We start from the raw sequence: 18,694 nt of genomic DNA, 5'->3' as shown, positions 1-18,694 counted from the left end.
CCTTTTGGGCGTATTTTGATACATGCATACTATGATTGACCACGAAGCTGAACGGAAAGAGATCCTGCGCCAATACCGAAAACTGTTGAGGCACGCCAAACCTTTCCTTAAAGATAACGACGCCAAGATTATAAAGAAGGCCTTCAATACCTCTCTGGAGGCGCACAAAGACATGCGCCGCAAATCTGGCGAACCTTACATATTACACCCTCTGGCGGTGGCCCAGATTGCCGTGGAGGAAATAGGTCTGGGTACCACTTCTATCATTGCGGCCCTCTTACATGACGTGGTAGAAGACACGGATATGGAAATCCATGACATTGAGCGCGAGTTTGGGCCAAAGGTGGCGCGCATCATTGAAGGGTTGACTAAAATCTCTGGCGTTTTTGAATACGGCACGTCCCAACAGGCAGAGAACTTCCGGAAGATGCTGCTCACGCTGTCTGATGACGTGCGGGTGATTTTGATTAAGCTAGCCGACCGTCTGCACAACATGCGGACGCTGGGCAGCATGGCTAGAGACAAGCAGTTGAAGATTGCTTCAGAGACCATGTACCTATATGCGCCTCTAGCGCACCGTCTGGGTTTATATGCCATTAAGTCTGAACTAGAAGACCTGCATCTGAAGTATACTGATACTGAGACCTACAAATTCATCTCTAATAAGATACGCCAGACCAAAACAGCCCGCAGCAAGTTCATCAATGACTTTATCACGCCAATTGAGGATGAGCTGCGCCGGCAGGGATTCACAGATTTTGAGGTAAAAGGTAGGCCCAAGTCCATCTACTCCATCTTGAAGAAGATGAAGAAGCAGAACGTGACGTTTGAGGAGATTTATGACCTCTTCGCCATCAGGATTATCTTGAATGTGCCATATGAGCAGGAGAAACCTGCTTGCTGGCGCGTTTACTCTATTATAACTGACTTCTACCAACCTAACCCAGACCGCCTGCGTGACTGGATAAGTACCCCTAAGGCCAACGGTTATGAGGCTTTGCACACCACGGTAATGAGTAAGGCCGGGCAGTGGGTAGAGGTGCAGATACGCACCAAACGCATGGATGACATTGCTGAGCGTGGTTATGCCGCCCACTGGAAATATAAAACCGGTAGCCCCTCGGCTGCTGAGTCGGGGCTGGACAACTGGATCAATAAGGTGCGGGACATGCTGGACGTGAACAATTCCAACGCGCTGGAGTTTCTGGATGAGTTCAGAACCAACCTGTTCGTGGAAGAAGTCTTTGTGTTTACCCCTAAAGGGGAGTTGATTATCCTGCCAGACAGAGCCACTGCCTTAGACTTTGCCTTTGAGATACACACGCAGATTGGCTACCAGTGTCTAGGCGCGAAGGTGAACCAGAAACTAGTGCCGCTAAGCTATCGTCTGCACAATGGGGATCAAGTGGAGATTCTCACCTCACAAAAACAGAAGCCAACGGATGAGTGGCTTAAGTTTGTGACTACTTCTAAGGCCAGAGCTAAAATTAAAGAATACTTGCGCGAAGAGCGGAAAGGCAAATCAGATGAAGGAAAAGCCAAACTGGAAGTGCGTCTGCAACAGATAGGAGTGGAGCCTACCGCCGCTAATCTAAACAGGTTGGCGGCTTATTTCAATGCCTCTACGTTGCAGGACTTATATTATAGAGTGGCTATTGATATGCTGGACTTGAAGGAGATCAAGGAGCATATCTTTAATCCGCGCAGTGAAAACTACAAGCCAGCCTCTATTCTGGAAGGCTCCACCTTTGACAAGGAGGTGCAGAAAATAAGAGGTGTCAATGCCAACCTGTTGGTGATAGGCGGAGACACAGATCGTATTGACTATACATTGGCCAAATGCTGTAATCCAATCCCCGGGGATGATGTGTTCGGGTTCCAGACCTTGGATCAAGGCATTACCATTCATAGAACTACCTGCCCCAAAGCGGTAGAGCTGATGTCTAACTACGGTCATCGCATTGTTAAAGCCAAATGGACAGAGCAGCAAGAGCTTTCTTTCTTGGCAGGTATCAGGATTAAGGGAACAGACAGGGTAGGTTTGGTGAATGACGTGACCAAAATCATCTCCAACTCCCTAAAAGTAAACATGCGCTCCATTACTATTGATTCTAATGACGGCGTGTTTGAAGGACACTTGATGGTCTTCGTGAATGACACATCGCACTTAGAGAAGATGATACAGCGTCTCTCTAAGGTAAACGGTGTCTTGAGCGTTGATAGATTTGATACCTAAAGTGATAAACCCATGGATGATCCGTTTTTGGCCTCTTTTCCAGAAAAGAGGCCAAAAACGGATTTAGTTAACCAGAATGTGGTAGTGTGATCGCTTGATTCAAACTATTCTTCTTGAAGGTGGTTGGCATTGTTAGGTCAAACCTCTCTGGTGAGTGAGGGCAATACCATATTATATAGTATGTTTGCAGAAGCTATGGCATTAGATGAAGTGAAGTTTTTGGAGGTAAAAAAAATCTTTACCGCCTACCTGGAGAGTAAGGGTCTTAGAAAGACCCCAGAGCGATATGCTATTCTAGAAGAGATTTATTCCCGCACCGGGCATTTTGATGTAGAGTCCCTTTACATCAGCATGAAGAATAAGAATTACCAGGTGAGCCGGGCCACGGTCTATAATACCTTAGACTTGCTTGTGGAGAATGACTTGGTCAGCAAACACCAGTTTGGCCGTAATTTGGCACAGTATGAGAAATCATACGGCCGTCGGCAACATGACCACGTTATTTGTACAGATTGCCATAAAGTGGTTGAGTTTTGTGACCCGCGGGTTCATAACATTCAAACAATGGTGGGGGAGTTGCTTAACTTTAACATTCTGCACCACTCCCTTAACTTATATGGTATCTGCGGCGATTGCCAGGCAAAACTAAATGCGCCTAAACAATGAAGATTGAACACACTATAAAGGAGGACGTGCTTTTGATTCAGCTGGAGGGAGACCTGATTGGAGGTCCAGACACCCAGCGTCTCATGGACATCGCTAATACTACCATTGATGATTCTATGCTGCTTTCTGCCGTAGACTTATCTAATGTGCGCTTTATTAATAGTAGTGGTATTGGAGTCTTGGTTTCCCTTCTTACTAAATTCCGCAACCGCGGTGGGGAGCTGATTTTAATCAATCCCTCAGAGCATATCCGTAAACTATTGATCATTACCAAGCTTAACGCCATATTCACCATTGCTGAAGATGAGGCAAGTGCTCTTCAGCTTCTTAAAGAATCAAATTAATGCCAGTTGATATTCTAGTAGGCCTCCAGTGGGGCGATGAAGGAAAAGGCAAGATAGTTGACGTCTTGGCTCCCCAGTATGATGTTGTTGCCCGTTTTCAGGGAGGACCTAACGCGGGTCACACCTTAGAGTTTGAAGGTACCAAGCACGTGTTGCACCAAATCCCGTCTGGCATCTTCCATCCTCAGATTACTAACATCATAGGGAATGGAGTGGTCTTGGACCCAATTGTCTTCAGGACCGAAGTAGAAAAGCTGACAGCCCGCGGAGTAGATGCTACCCAAAACCTTTACATATCAAAGAAGGCGCAGTTGATCCTTCCTTCGCACAAGAGCTTGGATAGAATCTCTGAAGAAGCCTTAGGTACTTCTAAAATTGGCTCCACTCAAAAAGGAATCGGGCCCACTTATCAAGACAAGATTGGCCGAAGCGGTTTGCGAGTAGGGGATATCCTGGCCGAGGATTTTGAAGAGCGCTATAAATTGACAGTGGCTCGTCATGAGAAAATTGCCTCCTTCTACCAGAAGTCATTAGAGATTGAAGGAATAGAAAAGGAGTTCTTCCAGGCTGTTGCCTTCTTGAAACAATTTACCTTGGTTGATTCTGAATACATGATCAACCTAGCTCTTAAAGACGGTAAGAAAATTCTGGCTGAGGGAGCACAAGGATCCTTGTTGGATATTGACTTCGGGACATATCCGTATGTGACTTCATCTAATACATTGGTAGCCGGTGCTTGTACGGGATTGGGCGTTGCCCCAAGAAATATTGGCGAAGTCTACGGAATTTTCAAAGCCTATTGTACCCGTGTAGGGAGTGGCCCGTTCCCAACCGAACTGTTGGATGAAGTAGGAGAGCAGATTCGTCAAGCTGGCCGAGAGTTCGGGTCAACCACTGGACGTCCTCGTCGCTGCGGCTGGATTGATCTTCCAACCCTAAAGTATGCCATCATGCTCAACGGTGTGACGCAGCTTAATATGATGAAGGCAGATGTGCTGGATGAATTTGATGAGATTAAAGTGTGTACCCATTATCAATTAGAAGATGGTACCATTACTGACCATGTTCCTCATGATTTAGATAAGACCGCGGTTACTCCCATCTATGCATCCTTTAAAGGTTGGAAAGAAGAACTGAGAAACTATGAGTCTTATGCTACTCTTCCAAAAGCCGTATTAAAATACGTTGCCTACCTGGAAGAGCATTTAGAAGTACCTGTCTCTATTATTAGTGTAGGGCCAGATAGAAAGAGTACCCTATTAAAGTAAAAGCTACACCTATATAAAGAGAGCGGCCTGCATATCATAATGCAGGCCGCTCTCTTTATATAGGTGTAGTAAGTAAGTAAGTAAGTAAGTAAGTAAGTAAGTAAGTAAGTAAGTAAGTAAGTAAGTAAGTAAGTACCGTTTTTGGCTTGTTTTCCGGAAAAGAGGCTAAAAATGAGTTGTAATAAAAATTCTTTCAAACCTTTCCCGTTCCGTCTCAGGCACTTGGGCGGGACGCCGTTAAACCTTCGCCGTCCCCGCTTGCCTTCCCGGGGAATCCTCGTACCTTTGCACTCCCGATCAACAAGGGGGCCTTCCGGACGGGGAGGCAAACAAGCTTAAAAAAAAACCTCGCGCGGCGTTTTGAAAGTCTGAAAAGCCTTCCTACCTTTGCACTCCCTTCTGAAAAGAGGGGCCTTCCGCCGAAAGGGCGGAGGGGAAAGTAAAAAAAAATATCCGCAGGGTGTTGCAGACTAGGGTAAGTTTGCTACCTTTGCACTCCCTTCCGAAAAGAGGGTCTTCCGCTGGATGGGCGGAGGAAAAAAAAGAGAAAAAATCGCTGCGGGTATTGCGGAAACGAAGATTCTTCTTACCTTTGCACTCCCTTCCAGAAGGGTTCTCGGTCGAAAGGGCTGAGGGAAAAAAAGAAGAAAAAAGCTGAAAAGATTATTTGGAAGTTTAAATGAAACTTCGGACCTTTGCAGCACGCCGAATCAACTGGCACACAGAAACATACAGAGTGAAAAGTCGCTCTGCAGTCACCGGGGAAAGCCCGGTGGGAAGTTCTTTGAGTAGATGGGATAAGATAGGAAAAGCACTCAGGATGTTCAGTCATCGGAGTGAGAAGTGAGGTTCAAGCGAGGGCGGTCGGTCTTTACAAAACTACCGACTGTCTTTATTATTAAAGTAATTGAGACCAGTCAGACAATCTACTACAATGGAGAGTTTGATCCTGGCTCAGGATGAACGCTAGCGGCAGGCCTAATACATGCAAGTCGAACGGGTGCAGCAATGCACCAGTGGCGCACGGGTGCGTAACGCGTATGCAACCTACCTTCAACTGGGGGATAGCCCGGAGAAATCCGGATTAATACCGCATAACACCCTTCGATGGCATCTGAAGAGGGTTAAAGATTTATCGGTTGGAGATGGGCATGCGTGCCATTAGCTAGTTGGCGGGGTAACGGCCCACCAAGGCTACGATGGCTAGGGGTTCTGAGAGGACGGTCCCCCACACTGGCACTGAGATACGGGCCAGACTCCTACGGGAGGCAGCAGTAGGGAATATTGGGCAATGGGCGGAAGCCTGACCCAGCCATGCCGCGTGCAGGATGAAGGCCTTCTGGGTTGTAAACTGCTTTTACCAGGGAAGAAAACACCCATGCGTGGGGAACTGACGGTACCTGGGGAATAAGCACCGGCTAACTCCGTGCCAGCAGCCGCGGTAATACGGAGGGTGCAAGCGTTGTCCGGATTTATTGGGTTTAAAGGGTGCGTAGGCGGCCCCTTAAGTCAGTGGTGAAAGCCCGCGGCTCAACCGCGGAACTGCCATTGATACTGGGGGGCTTGAGTACAGACGAGGTAGGCGGAATTGAAGATGTAGCGGTGAAATGCTTAGATATCTTCAAGAACACCGATTGCGTAGGCAGCTTACTAGGCTGTAACTGACGCTGAGGCACGAAAGCGTGGGGAGCGAACAGGATTAGATACCCTGGTAGTCCACGCCGTAAACGATGATTACTCGATGTCGGCGATAGACCGTCGGCGTCTTAGCGAAAGCGTTAAGTAATCCACCTGGGGAGTACGCCCGCAAGGGTGAAACTCAAAGGAATTGACGGGGGCCCGCACAAGCGGTGGAGCATGTGGTTTAATTCGATGATACGCGAGGAACCTTACCTAGGCTAGAATGCGCGTGACGGTACCGGAGACGGTACTTCCCTTCGGGGCACAAAGCAAGGTGCTGCATGGCTGTCGTCAGCTCGTGCCGTGAGGTGTTGGGTTAAGTCCCGCAACGAGCGCAACCCCTACCTTTAGTTGCCAGCACGTAACGGTGGGGACTCTAAAGGGACTGCCTCCGCAAGGAGTGAGGAAGGCGGGGACGACGTCAAGTCATCATGGCCCTTACGCCTAGGGCTACACACGTGCTACAATGGGCGGTACAGAGGGTCGCTACCTGGTGACAGGATGCCAATCTCAAAAAGCCGCTCTCAGTTCGGATCGAAGTCTGCAACTCGACTTCGTGAAGCTGGAATCGCTAGTAATCGCGTATCAGCAATGACGCGGTGAATACGTTCCCGGGCCTTGTACACACCGCCCGTCAAGCCATGGAAGTCAGGGAGACCTGAAGGCGGTAACCGTCAAAGGAGCCGCTTAGGGTAAAACTGGTAACTGGGGCTAAGTCGTAACAAGGTAGCCGTACCGGAAGGTGCGGCTGGATCACCTCCTTTCTGGAGACGCCGCCTCCGCGGCCCGCTTTACTTTTCCTATCCCCCCCTACTTAATTACGCTTACAAACATCAGCATCAGCACTCGTCAGGAAGCGTGCGGAGGCCCAGTTCACTGGGCTTGTAGCTCAGGTGGTTAGAGCGCTACACTGATAATGTAGAGGTCCGTGGTTCGAGTCCACGCAGGCCCACTCTAAAGATCTTGGGGGATTAGCTCAGCTGGCTAGAGCGCCTGCTTTGCACGCAGGAGGTCAACGGTTCGACTCCGTTATTCTCCACACTCCGACAGAGTCGCGGCGCGACTGACAGATTCAAGGCATGCACCGGAAGGGTGGATGCCGCACATGCCCGAGGGGACTGTACTTGTACGGGTCCCGGAGGCGGGGAGGTTCTTTGACATATTGGGAAGAGAGAAAACAAACTAGAGTACGCGCCGAGGCTTAGGCCTCAGGCGCTAGGAAGTTAAGAAGGGCGTATGGGGGATGCCTTGGCTCTCAGAGGCGAAGAAGGACGCGATAAGCTGCGATAAGCCGCGGGGATGGGCACATACCAGTCGATCCGCGGATGTCCGAATGGGGAAACCCGGCAGGTTGAAGACCTGTCACACCTTCGGGTGGGCGAACCCGGGGAACTGAAACATCTAAGTACCCGGAGGAAGAGAAAATAACAATGATTCCGCAAGTAGTGGCGAGCGAACGCGGAAGAGCCCAAACCAGGGTCGTTACGGCGACCTTGGGGTTGTAGGACCACGACGTGGGACCAAGAAAAGAAGCTTAAGCGCCTGGGAAGGCGCGCCGCAGAGGGTGATAGCCCCGTCAGCGTATAGTTCTTGGCCCTAGTGGTATCCTGAGTAGGGCGGGACCAGAGAAATCCCGTCTGAATCCACCGGTACCATCCGGTAAGGCTAAATACTCCTGAGAGACCGATAGTGAACCAGTACCGTGAGGGAAAGGTGAAAAGTACCCCGAATAGGGGGGTGAAATAGAACCTGAAACCATGCGCCTACAAGCGGTCGGAGCCCTTTAGTGGGGTGACGGCGTGCCTTTTGCATAATGAGCCTACGAGTTACTCCTCCCTGGCAAGGTTAAGCGTCTCAAGACGCGGAGCCGCAGCGAAAGCGAGTCTGAACAGGGCGCACAGTCAGGGGGGGTAGACGCGAAACTTTGTGATCTACCCTTGGGCAGGATGAAGTTGCGGTAACACGCAATGGAGGTCCGAACCAGTTAGCGTTGAAAAGCTTTTGGATGACCTGAGGGTAGGGGTGAAAGGCCAATCAAACTGAGAAATAGCTCGTACTCCCCGAAATGCCTTTAGGGGCAGCGTCGAGGTGGAGTCTCATGGAGGTAGAGCTACCGATAGGACTAGGGGGAGTCAAATCCTACCGAATCCTGACGAACTCCGAATGCCATGAGACATACTCGGCAGTGAGGCTTGGGGTGCTAAGGTCCCAGGCCGAGAGGGAAAGAACCCAGACCGCCAGCTAAGGTCCCTAAATATATGCTAAGTTGAACAAAGGAGGTCCAGTTGCCTAGACAGCCAGGATGTTGGCTTGGAAGCAGCCATTCATTTAAAGAGTGCGTAACAGCTCACTGGTCGAGCGACAGGGCATCGATAATAATCGGGCATCAAGCATATTACCGAAGCTGCGGATTGTACTATGTACAGTGGTAGGGGAGCATTCCCTTCTGCGGTGAAGGCGCCTGGTCATGGGCGCTGGAGCGTAGGGAAAAGCAAATGTAGGCATAAGTAACGATAATGCGGGCGAGAAACCCGCACACCGAAAGACTAAGGTTTCCTGATCAACGCTAATCGGATCAGGGTTAGTCGGGTCCTAAGGCGGAGGCGAAAGCACAAGTCGATGGACAACTGGTTAATATTCCAGTACTAGCGTAACCCAGTGATGCGGTGACGGAGAAGTGAAAGGCCCGCCTGGTGACGGAATACCAGGTTGAAGCACGTAGGTATAGGACCGGTAGTCAAGTACGCCGGACCTGCTGAAATGCGATAGTACCCCAAGCCCCCGGGCGAGGGGATAGCGGCCCTAATCATGCTCCCAAGAAAACCCGCTAAGCGTTCAAGGTTACGCTACCCGTACCGCAATCCGACACAGGTAGTCGAGGAGAGAATCCTAAGGTGCTCGAGTGAATCACGGCCAAGGAACTCGGCAAAATGGCCCTGTAACTTCGGGAGAAGGGGCGCTTCCTCCAAGCAATTGGAGAAGCCGCAGTGAAAAGGCCCAGGCGACTGTTTAACAAAAACACATGGCTTTGCGAAATCGAAAGATGAGGTATAAGGCCTGACACCTGCCCGGTGCCGGAAGGTTAAGAGGGGGGGTTAGCCGCAAGGCGAAGCTCTGAATCGAAGCCCCGGTAAACGGCGGCCGTAACTATAACGGTCCTAAGGTAGCGAAATTCCTTGTCGGGTAAGTTCCGACCTGCACGAATGGTGTAACGATCTGGGCGCTGTCTCAGCCGTGAGCTCGGTGAAATTGTAGTCTCGGTGAAGATGCCGAGTACCCGCTACGGGACGGAAAGACCCCGTGCACCTTTACTATAGCTTAACATTGACTCTGGGTAACTCATGTGTAGGATAGGTGGGAGCCTGTGATCCGGCGTCGCCAGGCGTCGGTTAGGCAGCGTTGAAATACCACCCTTGAGTTACTTGGAGCCTAATCTCCAATGCGGGAGACAGTGTTTGGTGGGTAGTTTGACTGGGGTGGTCGCCTCCAAAAGAGTAACGGAGGCTTTCAAAGGTACCCTCAGCACGCTTGGTAACCGTGCGCAGAGCGCAATAGCAGAAGGGTGCTTGACTGTGAGGCCCACAAGCCGAGCAGGGCCGAAAGGCGGATATAGTGATCCGGTGGTTCCGCATGGAAGGGCCATCGCTCAAAGGATAAAAGGTACGCCGGGGATAACAGGCTGATCTCCCCCAAGAGCTCATATCGACGGGGAGGTTTGGCACCTCGATGTCGGCTCGTCACGTCCTGGGGCTGGAGAAGGTCCCAAGGGTTGAGCTGTTCGCTCATTAAAGTGGCACGCGAGCTGGGTTCAGAACGTCGTGAGACAGTTCGGTCCCTATCTGTAGTGGGCGTTAGATATTTGAGGGGACCTGTCCTTAGTACGAGAGGACCGGGATGGACGAGCCTCTGGTGGACCTGTTGTGGCGCCAGCTGCAGCGCAGGGTAGCTACGCTCGGATGAGATAAGCGCTGAAAGCATCTAAGTGCGAAACTCACCCCAAGATGAGATATCTTTCAAGGGCCGTGGGAGACTACCACGTCGATAGGCGGCAGGTGTAAAGGTAGGAATACCACAGCCGAGCCGTACTAATTGCCCGAAGGCTTCCGCGCACCGGCGCGTACCCTAGCAAAAGTTCTCTCTCAACCCAATATGACAAACAACACTCCCCAACCCCATTAGGCCGAGAGGCCGACGACAATGGTGGCTATGTCGCGGGTGTCCACCTCTTCCCATTCCGAACAGAGAAGTTAAGCCCCGCCGAGCCGATGGTACTGCGGTCACACGCGGGAGAGTAGGTAGCCGCCAACCCCATTATGGAATCCCGCCCCAGCGTCATGCCGGGGCGGGATTCTTGCGTTTACAAGGCCCCCCTTGCTTTTCAGGGGAATTGGGGGTAGATCGGAGCAGGCGTCAATGGGTATTAGAAATGATTTAGTTAAACTAATGTTCTGTAATAATCCATTAAACAAAAAGGCCATCTAGTTATAGATGGCCTTTTTGTTTAATGGATTATTATGTAGTTATTTTTAATAAAGGTCAACTCCAGTGTAAGACTGTGGTGATATGGTTATCAATTCCTTTTTAACCACTTCACTGATATCTAGTCTATCGATGAATGCTGAGATAGCTTCCTTTGTTATTTTCTCATTCTTCCTTGTCAATTCCTTCAGAGCCTCATAAGGCGCTGGGTAGCCTTCTCTTCTTAAGACAGTTTGAATAGCTTCTGCCACTACAGCCCAGTTATCTTCTAGATCGTTATGTAATGCTTGCTCATTTAATTCTAACTTGTTTATTCCTTTCAGTAAGGATTTAAGAGCAATTAAGGAATGAGAGAACGGTACACCTAAGTTTCTTAGAACGGTAGAATCTGTCAGGTCTCTCTGGAGCCTTGATATCGGGAGTTTATCTGACAAAAATGAGAAGATGGCATTTGCCATTCCTAAATTGCCTTCCGCGTTTTCAAAGTCAATAGGGTTTACTTTATGTGGCATTGCAGATGACCCTATTTCTCCTGCTTTAATCTTCTGTTTAAAGTAGCCCATTGAAATATATTGCCAGATATCCCGTGAGAAATCTACTAAGATGATATTTATGCGCTTTATATTATCTAATAGAGCGGCCAAATGATCATAATGCTCAATTTGGGTGGTTACTTGACTTCTGGTCAAGTGTAGTTTTTCCTGTAAAAAGGTGTTCCCGAAACCAACCCAATCTATAAAGGGATAAGCAACGTGGTGAGCGTTAAAGTTACCTGTTGCACCTCCAAATTTTCCTGCGTAAGGAATAGATTGTAGTAAGGTTATTTGTTGCTCAATTCGGTTTACAAATACTTGTATTTCTTTACCTAACTTAGTAGGAGAAGCAGGCTGGCCATGGGTATGGGCAAGCATTGGAATGCTTTTCCACATCTCAGCAAGCTCCATTAATTTTTTTAACAAGTCTTGATAACCAGGAAGGACGATTTGTTCCATAGCCTCTTTCAAAGACATTGGAATGGCTGTATTATTAATATCCTGGGAGGTTAGTCCAAAGTGCACAAATTCTATGGTCTCCCCTAAGCCAAGGTCAGAAAGTTTCTCTTTGATAAAGTACTCAACCGCCTTTACATCATGATTGGTAACTTTCTCGGTAGCTTTAATCTTTAAGGCATCCTCTTCTGTAAAGTTTTGATAGATGCTACGCATCTGGTCAAAAAGAGAAGAATCAGTCTGTTGCAGTTGTGGTAGCGGAAGCTGGCAAAGTGAGATAAAGTACTCGATCTCTACTAGGACTCTATAGCGGATTAAACCAAATTCAGAAAAGTATAGGGCTAATTCTTCAACTTGGGAGTGGTATCTTCCATCAATGGGAGAGATAGCGGTTAACGGTGAAAAATTCATAGGTATAGCGTTTGCCAAAGATAGTTATGTTCTGTGAACCATAAATTGTTTATCCTAAAGTGTTATATATTTCTTGTGACAGTAATTGATATGCCTTGAATCACAGTCATAAACAAAACTTCTTAAAAACCGTATTTACGCTGCGGCACAGTCTGCTTTTCATACCAACTGTAATCTGTTACTTTTGTACCTGTCCCTGTAAAGGGAAACTTAATTTATAATATCTATAGCCTTGTCTGATCCTGTACAGCCTAAACCATTTAACAAGAAAAAGCTTTTTATCTGGCTTGGAAGTATTTTTACTCTTCTAGTTGTTGCCTTCGGCGTTTTCCTTTTGAACCGTGAGCGGTTACTGCAATTTGCGGTGAATAAGGTTATTCAGAAAGTTGAGGCCAAGTACCCAGCTAAGCTCCAGATTGGCTCTGCGCGTTTCCTTGATTTGAATACGGTCATGGTACAGGATATCCAGTTCCTGCCAATAGATCAACCCAAACTCTTACAGATTGATAGTGTAGAAGCTACTGTGAGCTTTAAGTCCTTGTTCTTAGGTAGGTTGGTGTTTAAACAGTTCAACGTTTCTAACGGAACGGTGGACGCTATCAAGGAAGGGACTATTGATAATTTCTCCTTTCTCCTTAAAAAGAAATCATCCCAAACGGCGAGTGTAGACACCACGCAGAAATCAAATTATGCGGTCCTGTTAAACAGACTCATTGAGACTGTTTTTGAGAACGTGCCTGATGGGGTGAACTTTCAACGTTTGGCGGTTTCTTTAAAGAACGACGGGCTTTTCATTGGCGTGAAAATACCTTCCTTAACGGTTGAAGACGGTGTGATCCTCTCCAAGATGGTCATCTCTACAGATTCTGTTACCAATAACATGAATGTGAAAGGGTTGGTGGATCCAGATGATTATTTGTTGTCTGCCAAGATGTATGGGGATAAGCCCGGCGGAATTGAGGTGCCGTACATTGAACGCAAATGGGGGGCCACCATGAAATTCGACACCCTTAGCCTGAGCATCACTGGTAAGAAGTTCAAAAATGGTGAACTAACCGTTACTGGGGAATCCAGTGGCTATAGTCTAGTGTTAAACCACCCTAAAATTGCAGACGAGGATGTATTTGTGAAAGATGGCGCCCTTAAATACGTAGTTACGTTGGGGGACCATTATTATTCATTAGACACCTTATCTGAGGTGCGTATAAACAAAGCCATCTTCTATCCCCAGCTTACATATGAGACGGGACCTAAAAAGAAAATTGGGATAAAGATTGACTCGCCCAACATTCCTGCCAACGATTTGTTCGAGTCTATGCCTCCTGGCTTGTTTGATACCTTCCAAGGCATGAAAGCGACAGGTTCATTCAAGTACCATATGGATTTTTATGTAGACATGGCCCGAGTGGATAGTCTTACATTTAATTCAGACTTGGATGCCCAAAATCTGAAGATAACCCAGTTTGGTGCCCAGGACCTTCGGAAACTAAACCAGGAGTTTGTTCACACCGTGTATGAAAACGGGAAAGAAGTAAGAAGCTTTCCGGTTGGGCCTTCTTACCCAAAATTCACTCCTTACGCGCAGATTTCGCCATACTTAAAAAATTCTATCTTAACTGCTGAAGACCCTAAGTTCATGACCCATAAAGGATTTCATGAAGGAGCCTTCCGTCATTCACTAATCACTAATATCAAGGAGAATTCCTTTGTACGGGGCGGAAGCACGGTTTCTATGCAGCTGGTGAAAAACGTCTTCTTGACCAGAAAGAAAACCATTACGCGTAAAGTAGAGGAGGCTCTAATTGTCTGGCTGATCGAGAACTTAAGGATAAGCGAGAAGCAGCGGATGTATGAAGTATATCTGAACGTGATTGAATGGGGCCCGGGAATATACGGCGTAAAAGAGGCGGCACAGTTTTATTTCCAGAAACAGCCTAGCCAGTTAACGCTGGAAGAGAGTATGTTCTTGGCCAGCATTGTCCCCAAGCCCAAACAATACCGTTCCTATTTTGATGCTTATGGCAATTTGCGGGCCTATCCACGCTACTTTTTTAAGTTGATTAGCGGGAACATGCTTAAGAAAGGCCTCATCTCTTATAGTGACTATAACAGCGTATCCTCACATGTTAACTTGAAGGGACGTGCGGCAGATTTCATCATCAAGGTGAAACCAGATACTACCATGATCATGGATACACTGCAACTTGCACCAATTGATCTGTTAGATTAACAATATTGTAAGTGCTGGTTGCAGAAACTATGAGATAATGATTTAACCCGTTTTTGGCCTAATTCTCAGGAAACAGGCCAAAAACAAAATTTGTAACAGCAACTAATACTAAATCAATTCCCAGAATTCTGGCTTAAAACGACTAGCTAATTTGATTTAGAAAGGCAGTATAAAAAGAGAGGGCGCTTCTACATGTAGAAGCGCCCTCTCTTTTTATACTGCCTCCAGTCTTACTTATCCGTCTCCTGTCCAGGTAGGGTAGGCAAGTCTTTTTCTTTTTTAGGGAATATCAGGGAAAGGACCACAGAAGTAGCCAATATGAAAGCAACTACGCCCAGAGCTATGACCATGTTAATGTGGATGTAGTCTGATAGCATAAGCTTGGCGCCTATGAAGACCAGAATCAAGGATAGACCATAGTGCAGGTAGTGGAAGAGCTGCATGATACCCGCCAGCGCAAAATACAATGCCCTAAGGCCCAGTAAGGCAAATACGTTTGATGTGTAGACAATAAATGGGTCTTTTGAGATAGCTAGAATGGCTGGAATAGAGTCTGCGGCAAAGACAATGTCCGTGGTCTCCACCATGATCAACACTAGAAACAATGGCGTGGCAAATACGGTCTTGTCAATCTTAACAAAGAATTTGGAGCCAAAGTGCCGATTGGTGACCGGTATGTACCTGCTAACAAACTTGATGACGGGGTTTGCCTCTGGGTCAATGTCTTCCTGTCCGCCCGAAGTAGCCATCTTAATACCTGTAAACACCAAGAACGCACCCAGGATGTAGATGATAAAATGGAAGTGGTTCAATAGGGAAACGCCTACTAGGATAAAGACTGCCCTAAAGAACAAGGCTCCCAAGACTCCCCAGAAAAGGATTTTGTGCTGGTACTGCTGCTCTACTTTAAAATACCCGAAGATGAGAATGAACACAAACAGGTTGTCCACACTCAAGGACTTCTCAATAAGGTAAGCCGTCAAAAACTCCAACGCAGGCCCAGAGCCTTTCCAGTAATAGATAAGGACGTTAAAAGCCAGAGAAAGCGCAATCCAGAAAGCACTCCAGCCCAATGCTTCCTTTATCTTAACCACATGGCTTTTGCGGTGAAAAACAAATAGGTCCAAGGCGAGCAGTACCAACACCACCACGTTGAAGCCTATCCAAAAGAGTATATCTGTCTTTACCATTTTTATATGTTAAAGCTGTTTCACCTATTGCTAAAAGCAGTTATGCGTGCTCTTTAATAGAGGCGAACAGTTGTTTGCAAGAGGTGAAGATAAGCGGTTAAGAATTGAAAACCCAGAACAGCCGGTAGGAGATGCCCCTGTTTTTGGCCTATTTTCCTGAAAACAAGCCAAAAACGATATTAAAATTACTACCTGGTAAAGTGCCTGAAGTAGCTATCCAGTTTCATCTGAATCACACCCAAGAATGCTTCCTTGATAATGCCTTTGCTCATTTTGGACTGGCCCTTGGCACGATCTGTGAAAATGATGGGCACCTCTTTTATCTTGAACCCATACTTATAGGTCAGGAACTTCATTTCAATCTGGAAGGCGTAGCCAATAAACCGAATACGGTCCAGGTTGATAGTCTCCAGCACTTTTCTAGAATAGCATTTAAAACCCGCGGTGGCGTCATGAATGGGCATGCCCGTGATCAGGCGCACGTAGCGGCTGGCAAAATACGATAGCAATACGCGGCTCATGGGCCAGTTCACCACGTTCACGCCGCTGCTGTAGCGGCTGCCAATGGCCATGTCAAAACCATCTACCGCGCAGGCATCATGCAAAGCCAACAAATCATGTGGGTTGTGGGAGAAATCTGCGTCCATCTCAAAGATGTACTGGTAGCCAGCTCTAAGTGCGTATTTAAACCCATGAATGTAGGCAGTACCAAGTCCCAACTTTCCTTTGCGTTGCTCTAAAAACAAACGGTCTGGGTATTCGGCCTGCAAATGCATGACAGCCTCTGCCGTACCGTCCGGTGAGCCGTCGTCTACCACTAAAACATGGAAAGGATGGGGGAGGGAAAATACTTTCCGGATAATTGCTACAATATTCTCTATCTCATTGTAGGTAGGAATCACCACCACAGACTCTTTCATCCTTCAAATATAGCCGATGTGAATATATTAGAAGGACGGCCGCTGCGAATTAATTTTCTGGGCTAGGTTTTTAGCGAAGGAAATGCAGTCTGGCACACTAGGCCCGGCTACCCAATTGGCGCAGCAATACAACTGCTCTTCCTCCAAGGCCTGTGCCATGAGGTGCACATCCAAGATATAGACATCAGGCTGGGGCAGGGCCTTGGCCCACCTGTGAAAATGCTGAAAGGTAGGTTCCTTAGCTGAGATGCCATAGAGGGCTTTCAATTCGGCGTGTACTTTCTCCATGATCTCCTGCCTGGGCAAGTCTAGGTGCTGCTTCCATTGGGTACCGCCCACATAGCTGGTAAAGAAGACTTCCTTTTCTGGCGCGCAATGCGGAAAAATGGAGCTGGTCCAGACAGAGCCGCCGGTAAAGGTCTTCTCTTTCTGGGGGTGCAAGGCGCCATACCCCGCCAAGGGAAACTTCACCTGCTCCCGGTGGTAGGCAGTGTGCACCACCGCCATGGGCGCGTAGTTGACATTGTATAAGGAAGCAGACAATCCTGGGGCTACGTAGTTTAGTAGATCAGCGGCGGCATGTGCGGGCAGGGCAATGACCACAGCGTCAAATTCCTCATCGCTCAAACCCTCCACGTCATTTTGGATGCTTAAAAGGTATTTACCGTGTAGTTTATGGACCATCTCAATGCGTTGGCCCAAGTGTATGGAGATTAGCTTTGATGAGATGGCCTCGGCCAGAGTTTCTAAGCCGTTTCTTAAGGTAAAGATGGGCCGTCGCTTAATTTCTGGAGCCTGTACCAGGCCTTTTAAAACCGATCCATGTTGATGCTCCAGCTTTTGGAGAAATGGCAGCGTTTTTTCTAATAGCAAAACATCTGGATCTCCGCCGTACATGCCCGCCACCATGGGTTTTACTAAATAGTCTACCACCTCCTGGCCAAATCTCCTGGCAAAGAAATGGGAAATGGTTTCTTCCTTCACCTCTTCTTTGGCATGTTGGGTCTCTCTGGCAATTTTAAGTTTGGTGCGCCAGTCAAAGAAAGGTTGGAACAACATGCTCAAAGGCGTCAAGGGCAGCTTGTGGTATTTGCCTTCTTTTAGAATATAGCGGTTGGCGGCCTGCGCAGTGGGCAATACGGTCTCTTCCTGTAGTTTCAATTCTTGCAGCAATTCTTCCAGCTCAGGGGTGAATTGCAGGGAAGAAGGCCCCATCTCAAACTGGTAAGCGCCCTGCCTGCCGCTTCTGAGCATGCCACCTGCTTGGTTGCTGGCTTCAAACAGGTCATAGCGTACCCCTAGCTTTTGTAAGTAGTACGCCAAAGCCAACCCAGAAATCCCTGCTCCAATAATGGCAACTCGCATGAAAAGAAAGTGAAAGATAAGTGTGCCTGTTTACGAAAGAAGCGGCCTGCCGTTTTGTAGCTATTTTAGAGAAAGTAAGCCAAAAACGATTTTAACGAGTGTCGGGTTTGTACAAAAGCGTTATTTTTGACCTAGTCAAAACAGCAAGTTACGGTATGCCGAAAGCGATTTTCTTAGACAGGGATGGGGTGTTGAACGTAGAGCGCGGGGCGTATACGTTTAAGACAGAAGACTTTGACGTATGCGCGGGGGTGCCAGAGGCCTTGACGTTGCTCAAGCAGCAGGGCTATTACTTAATTGTCATCACCAACCAAGGCGGCATTGCCAAAGGCCTATATACCAAAGAACACGTCCTGGCCTGCCATGAGAAGCTGCAACAAGCCTGCGGCGGTATATTAGATGCGCTTTATATGGCGCCAGCCCATGAGTCGGTGTCGGCGTCTATTGCTAGAAAGCCAGATAGTTTGATGCTGGAGAAGGCCATGGCCAAATTCAATGTAGACCCTGCCCAATGCTGGATGGTAGGCGACCAGCTACGAGACATGCAGGCCGCTGAGAAAGTGGGAGTGAAGGGAGTTTTGGTAGGAGACTATCCCGCTGGTACGCATCCGTTTCAGGCAGAGAATTTGTTGGAGGCGGCCACAAGATTCATCCTACCCGAAGGGCAAAAATAAAGGACCGAAATTGCTTCCGGTCCTTTGAATTCTTTGCGTCAATGAATGACTAGCCGTTGATCTGAGTAGAAGCGGCTTTTTGGTGGTTGGATTTTACCAGTACCTTTTGGTCTGCGGCGCGGTCACTTTTTACAGCGTACGCAGGGCAAGTAGATTTGCAAGAAGCAAAAGCAAACATTCCAAAGGCGGCTAACAGGAATAACTTCTTCATAAAATGCGTTAAAAAACAAAGTCTTGGGTAT

General features: G+C 47.9%; 11 protein-coding genes, 2 tRNA genes and 3 rRNA genes. 11 read left to right on the top strand and 5 right to left on the bottom strand.

All coding sequences use genetic code 11. The features are described from left to right. Positions 1 to 31 precede the first annotated feature (31 nt). The 9 genes from TH61_RS01120 (at position 32) to rrf (ending at position 10,502) form a co-directional block, all read left to right on the top strand. Entirely contained in the window at positions 32 to 2,236 is a 2,205-nt protein-coding gene (locus tag TH61_RS01120) for a bifunctional (p)ppGpp synthetase/guanosine-3',5'-bis(diphosphate) 3'-pyrophosphohydrolase (RefSeq protein WP_066504775.1), read from the top strand. A gap of 195 nt (positions 2,237 to 2,431) precedes the next feature. Beyond that, positions 2,432 to 2,902 (top strand): Fur family transcriptional regulator, encoded by a 471-nt coding sequence (locus TH61_RS01115; RefSeq protein WP_066512390.1) that lies wholly within the window; start codon positions 2,432 to 2,434, stop codon positions 2,900 to 2,902. Beyond that, positions 2,899 to 3,246 carry an STAS domain-containing protein gene (locus TH61_RS01110; RefSeq protein ID WP_066504772.1) on the top strand — a complete coding sequence of 116 codons (348 nt, stop codon included), beginning with the start codon at positions 2,899 to 2,901 and terminating at the stop codon, positions 3,244 to 3,246. The genes TH61_RS01115 and TH61_RS01110 overlap by 4 nt, the downstream gene beginning before the upstream one ends. Continuing rightward, complete coding sequence (locus TH61_RS01105) at positions 3,246 to 4,514, top strand: adenylosuccinate synthase (RefSeq protein ID WP_066504769.1); 1,269 nt, start codon at positions 3,246 to 3,248, stop codon at positions 4,512 to 4,514. The genes TH61_RS01110 and TH61_RS01105 overlap by 1 nt, the downstream gene beginning before the upstream one ends. Positions 4,515 to 5,445: 931 nt before the next feature. Continuing rightward, positions 5,446 to 6,958: ribosomal RNA gene (locus TH61_RS01100) — 16S ribosomal RNA — on the top strand. 114 nt (positions 6,959 to 7,072) lie between these two features. Continuing rightward, positions 7,073 to 7,146, top strand: a tRNA-Ile gene (locus TH61_RS01095). Positions 7,147 to 7,159: 13 nt separating this feature from the next. Beyond that, a tRNA-Ala gene (locus TH61_RS01090) sits at positions 7,160 to 7,233 on the top strand. A 177-nt stretch (positions 7,234 to 7,410) separates the two neighbouring features. Beyond that, positions 7,411 to 10,303 (top strand): 23S ribosomal RNA (locus TH61_RS01085). 87 nt (positions 10,304 to 10,390) lie between these two features. Beyond that, positions 10,391 to 10,502: ribosomal RNA gene (gene rrf / locus TH61_RS01080) — 5S ribosomal RNA — on the top strand. Together the 16S, 23S and 5S rRNA genes with 2 tRNA genes alongside form the textbook arrangement of a ribosomal RNA operon. Before the next feature lie 218 nt (positions 10,503 to 10,720). Here rrf and purB read toward each other — a convergent pair. Further along, a complete protein-coding gene (gene purB / locus TH61_RS01075; RefSeq protein WP_066504765.1) occupies positions 10,721 to 12,073 on the bottom strand; it encodes an adenylosuccinate lyase in 1,353 nt (450 codons plus the stop codon). Positions 12,074 to 12,437: 364 nt separating this feature from the next. Here purB and TH61_RS01070 point away from each other — a divergent pair, with 364 nt between their 5' ends. Then, positions 12,438 to 14,303, top strand: coding sequence for a biosynthetic peptidoglycan transglycosylase (locus TH61_RS01070; protein WP_071887876.1), 1,866 nt, complete (start codon positions 12,438 to 12,440; stop codon positions 14,301 to 14,303). A 230-nt stretch (positions 14,304 to 14,533) separates the two neighbouring features. Here TH61_RS01070 and TH61_RS01065 read toward each other — a convergent pair whose 3' ends face one another. The 3 genes from TH61_RS01065 to hemG form a co-directional block, all read right to left on the bottom strand. Continuing rightward, positions 14,534 to 15,493, bottom strand: a complete 960-nt coding sequence (locus TH61_RS01065) for a TerC family protein (protein WP_066504762.1) — start codon at positions 15,491 to 15,493, stop codon at positions 14,534 to 14,536. Positions 15,494 to 15,681: 188 nt separating this feature from the next. Next, a complete protein-coding gene (locus tag TH61_RS01060; RefSeq protein ID WP_066504761.1) occupies positions 15,682 to 16,413 on the bottom strand; it encodes a polyprenol monophosphomannose synthase in 732 nt (243 codons plus the stop codon). Positions 16,414 to 16,440: 27 nt separating this feature from the next. Further along, on the bottom strand, positions 16,441 to 17,778 hold the full coding sequence (hemG, locus tag TH61_RS01055; protein ID WP_066504758.1) for a protoporphyrinogen oxidase: 1,338 nt from the start codon (positions 17,776 to 17,778) through the stop codon (positions 16,441 to 16,443). A 155-nt stretch (positions 17,779 to 17,933) separates the two neighbouring features. Between hemG and TH61_RS01050 the strand changes: the two genes are divergently transcribed. After that, on the top strand, positions 17,934 to 18,452 hold the full coding sequence (locus tag TH61_RS01050) for an HAD-IIIA family hydrolase (protein WP_066512388.1): 519 nt from the start codon (positions 17,934 to 17,936) through the stop codon (positions 18,450 to 18,452). Positions 18,453 to 18,501: 49 nt separating this feature from the next. On the opposite strand, the gene TH61_RS18065 is transcribed toward TH61_RS01050, so the two are convergent. Beyond that, positions 18,502 to 18,663: a hypothetical protein gene (locus TH61_RS18065; RefSeq protein ID WP_157600474.1), complete on the bottom strand. Its 162-nt coding sequence runs from the start codon at positions 18,661 to 18,663 to the stop codon at positions 18,502 to 18,504. Between the last annotated feature and the right edge of the window lie 31 nt (positions 18,664 to 18,694).

It is taken from the genome of Rufibacter sp. DG15C, from assembly GCF_001577755.1.
Lineage (GTDB): Bacteria > Bacteroidota > Bacteroidia > Cytophagales > Hymenobacteraceae > Nibribacter.
This window is presented reverse-complemented; position numbering and strand designations above follow the sequence as displayed.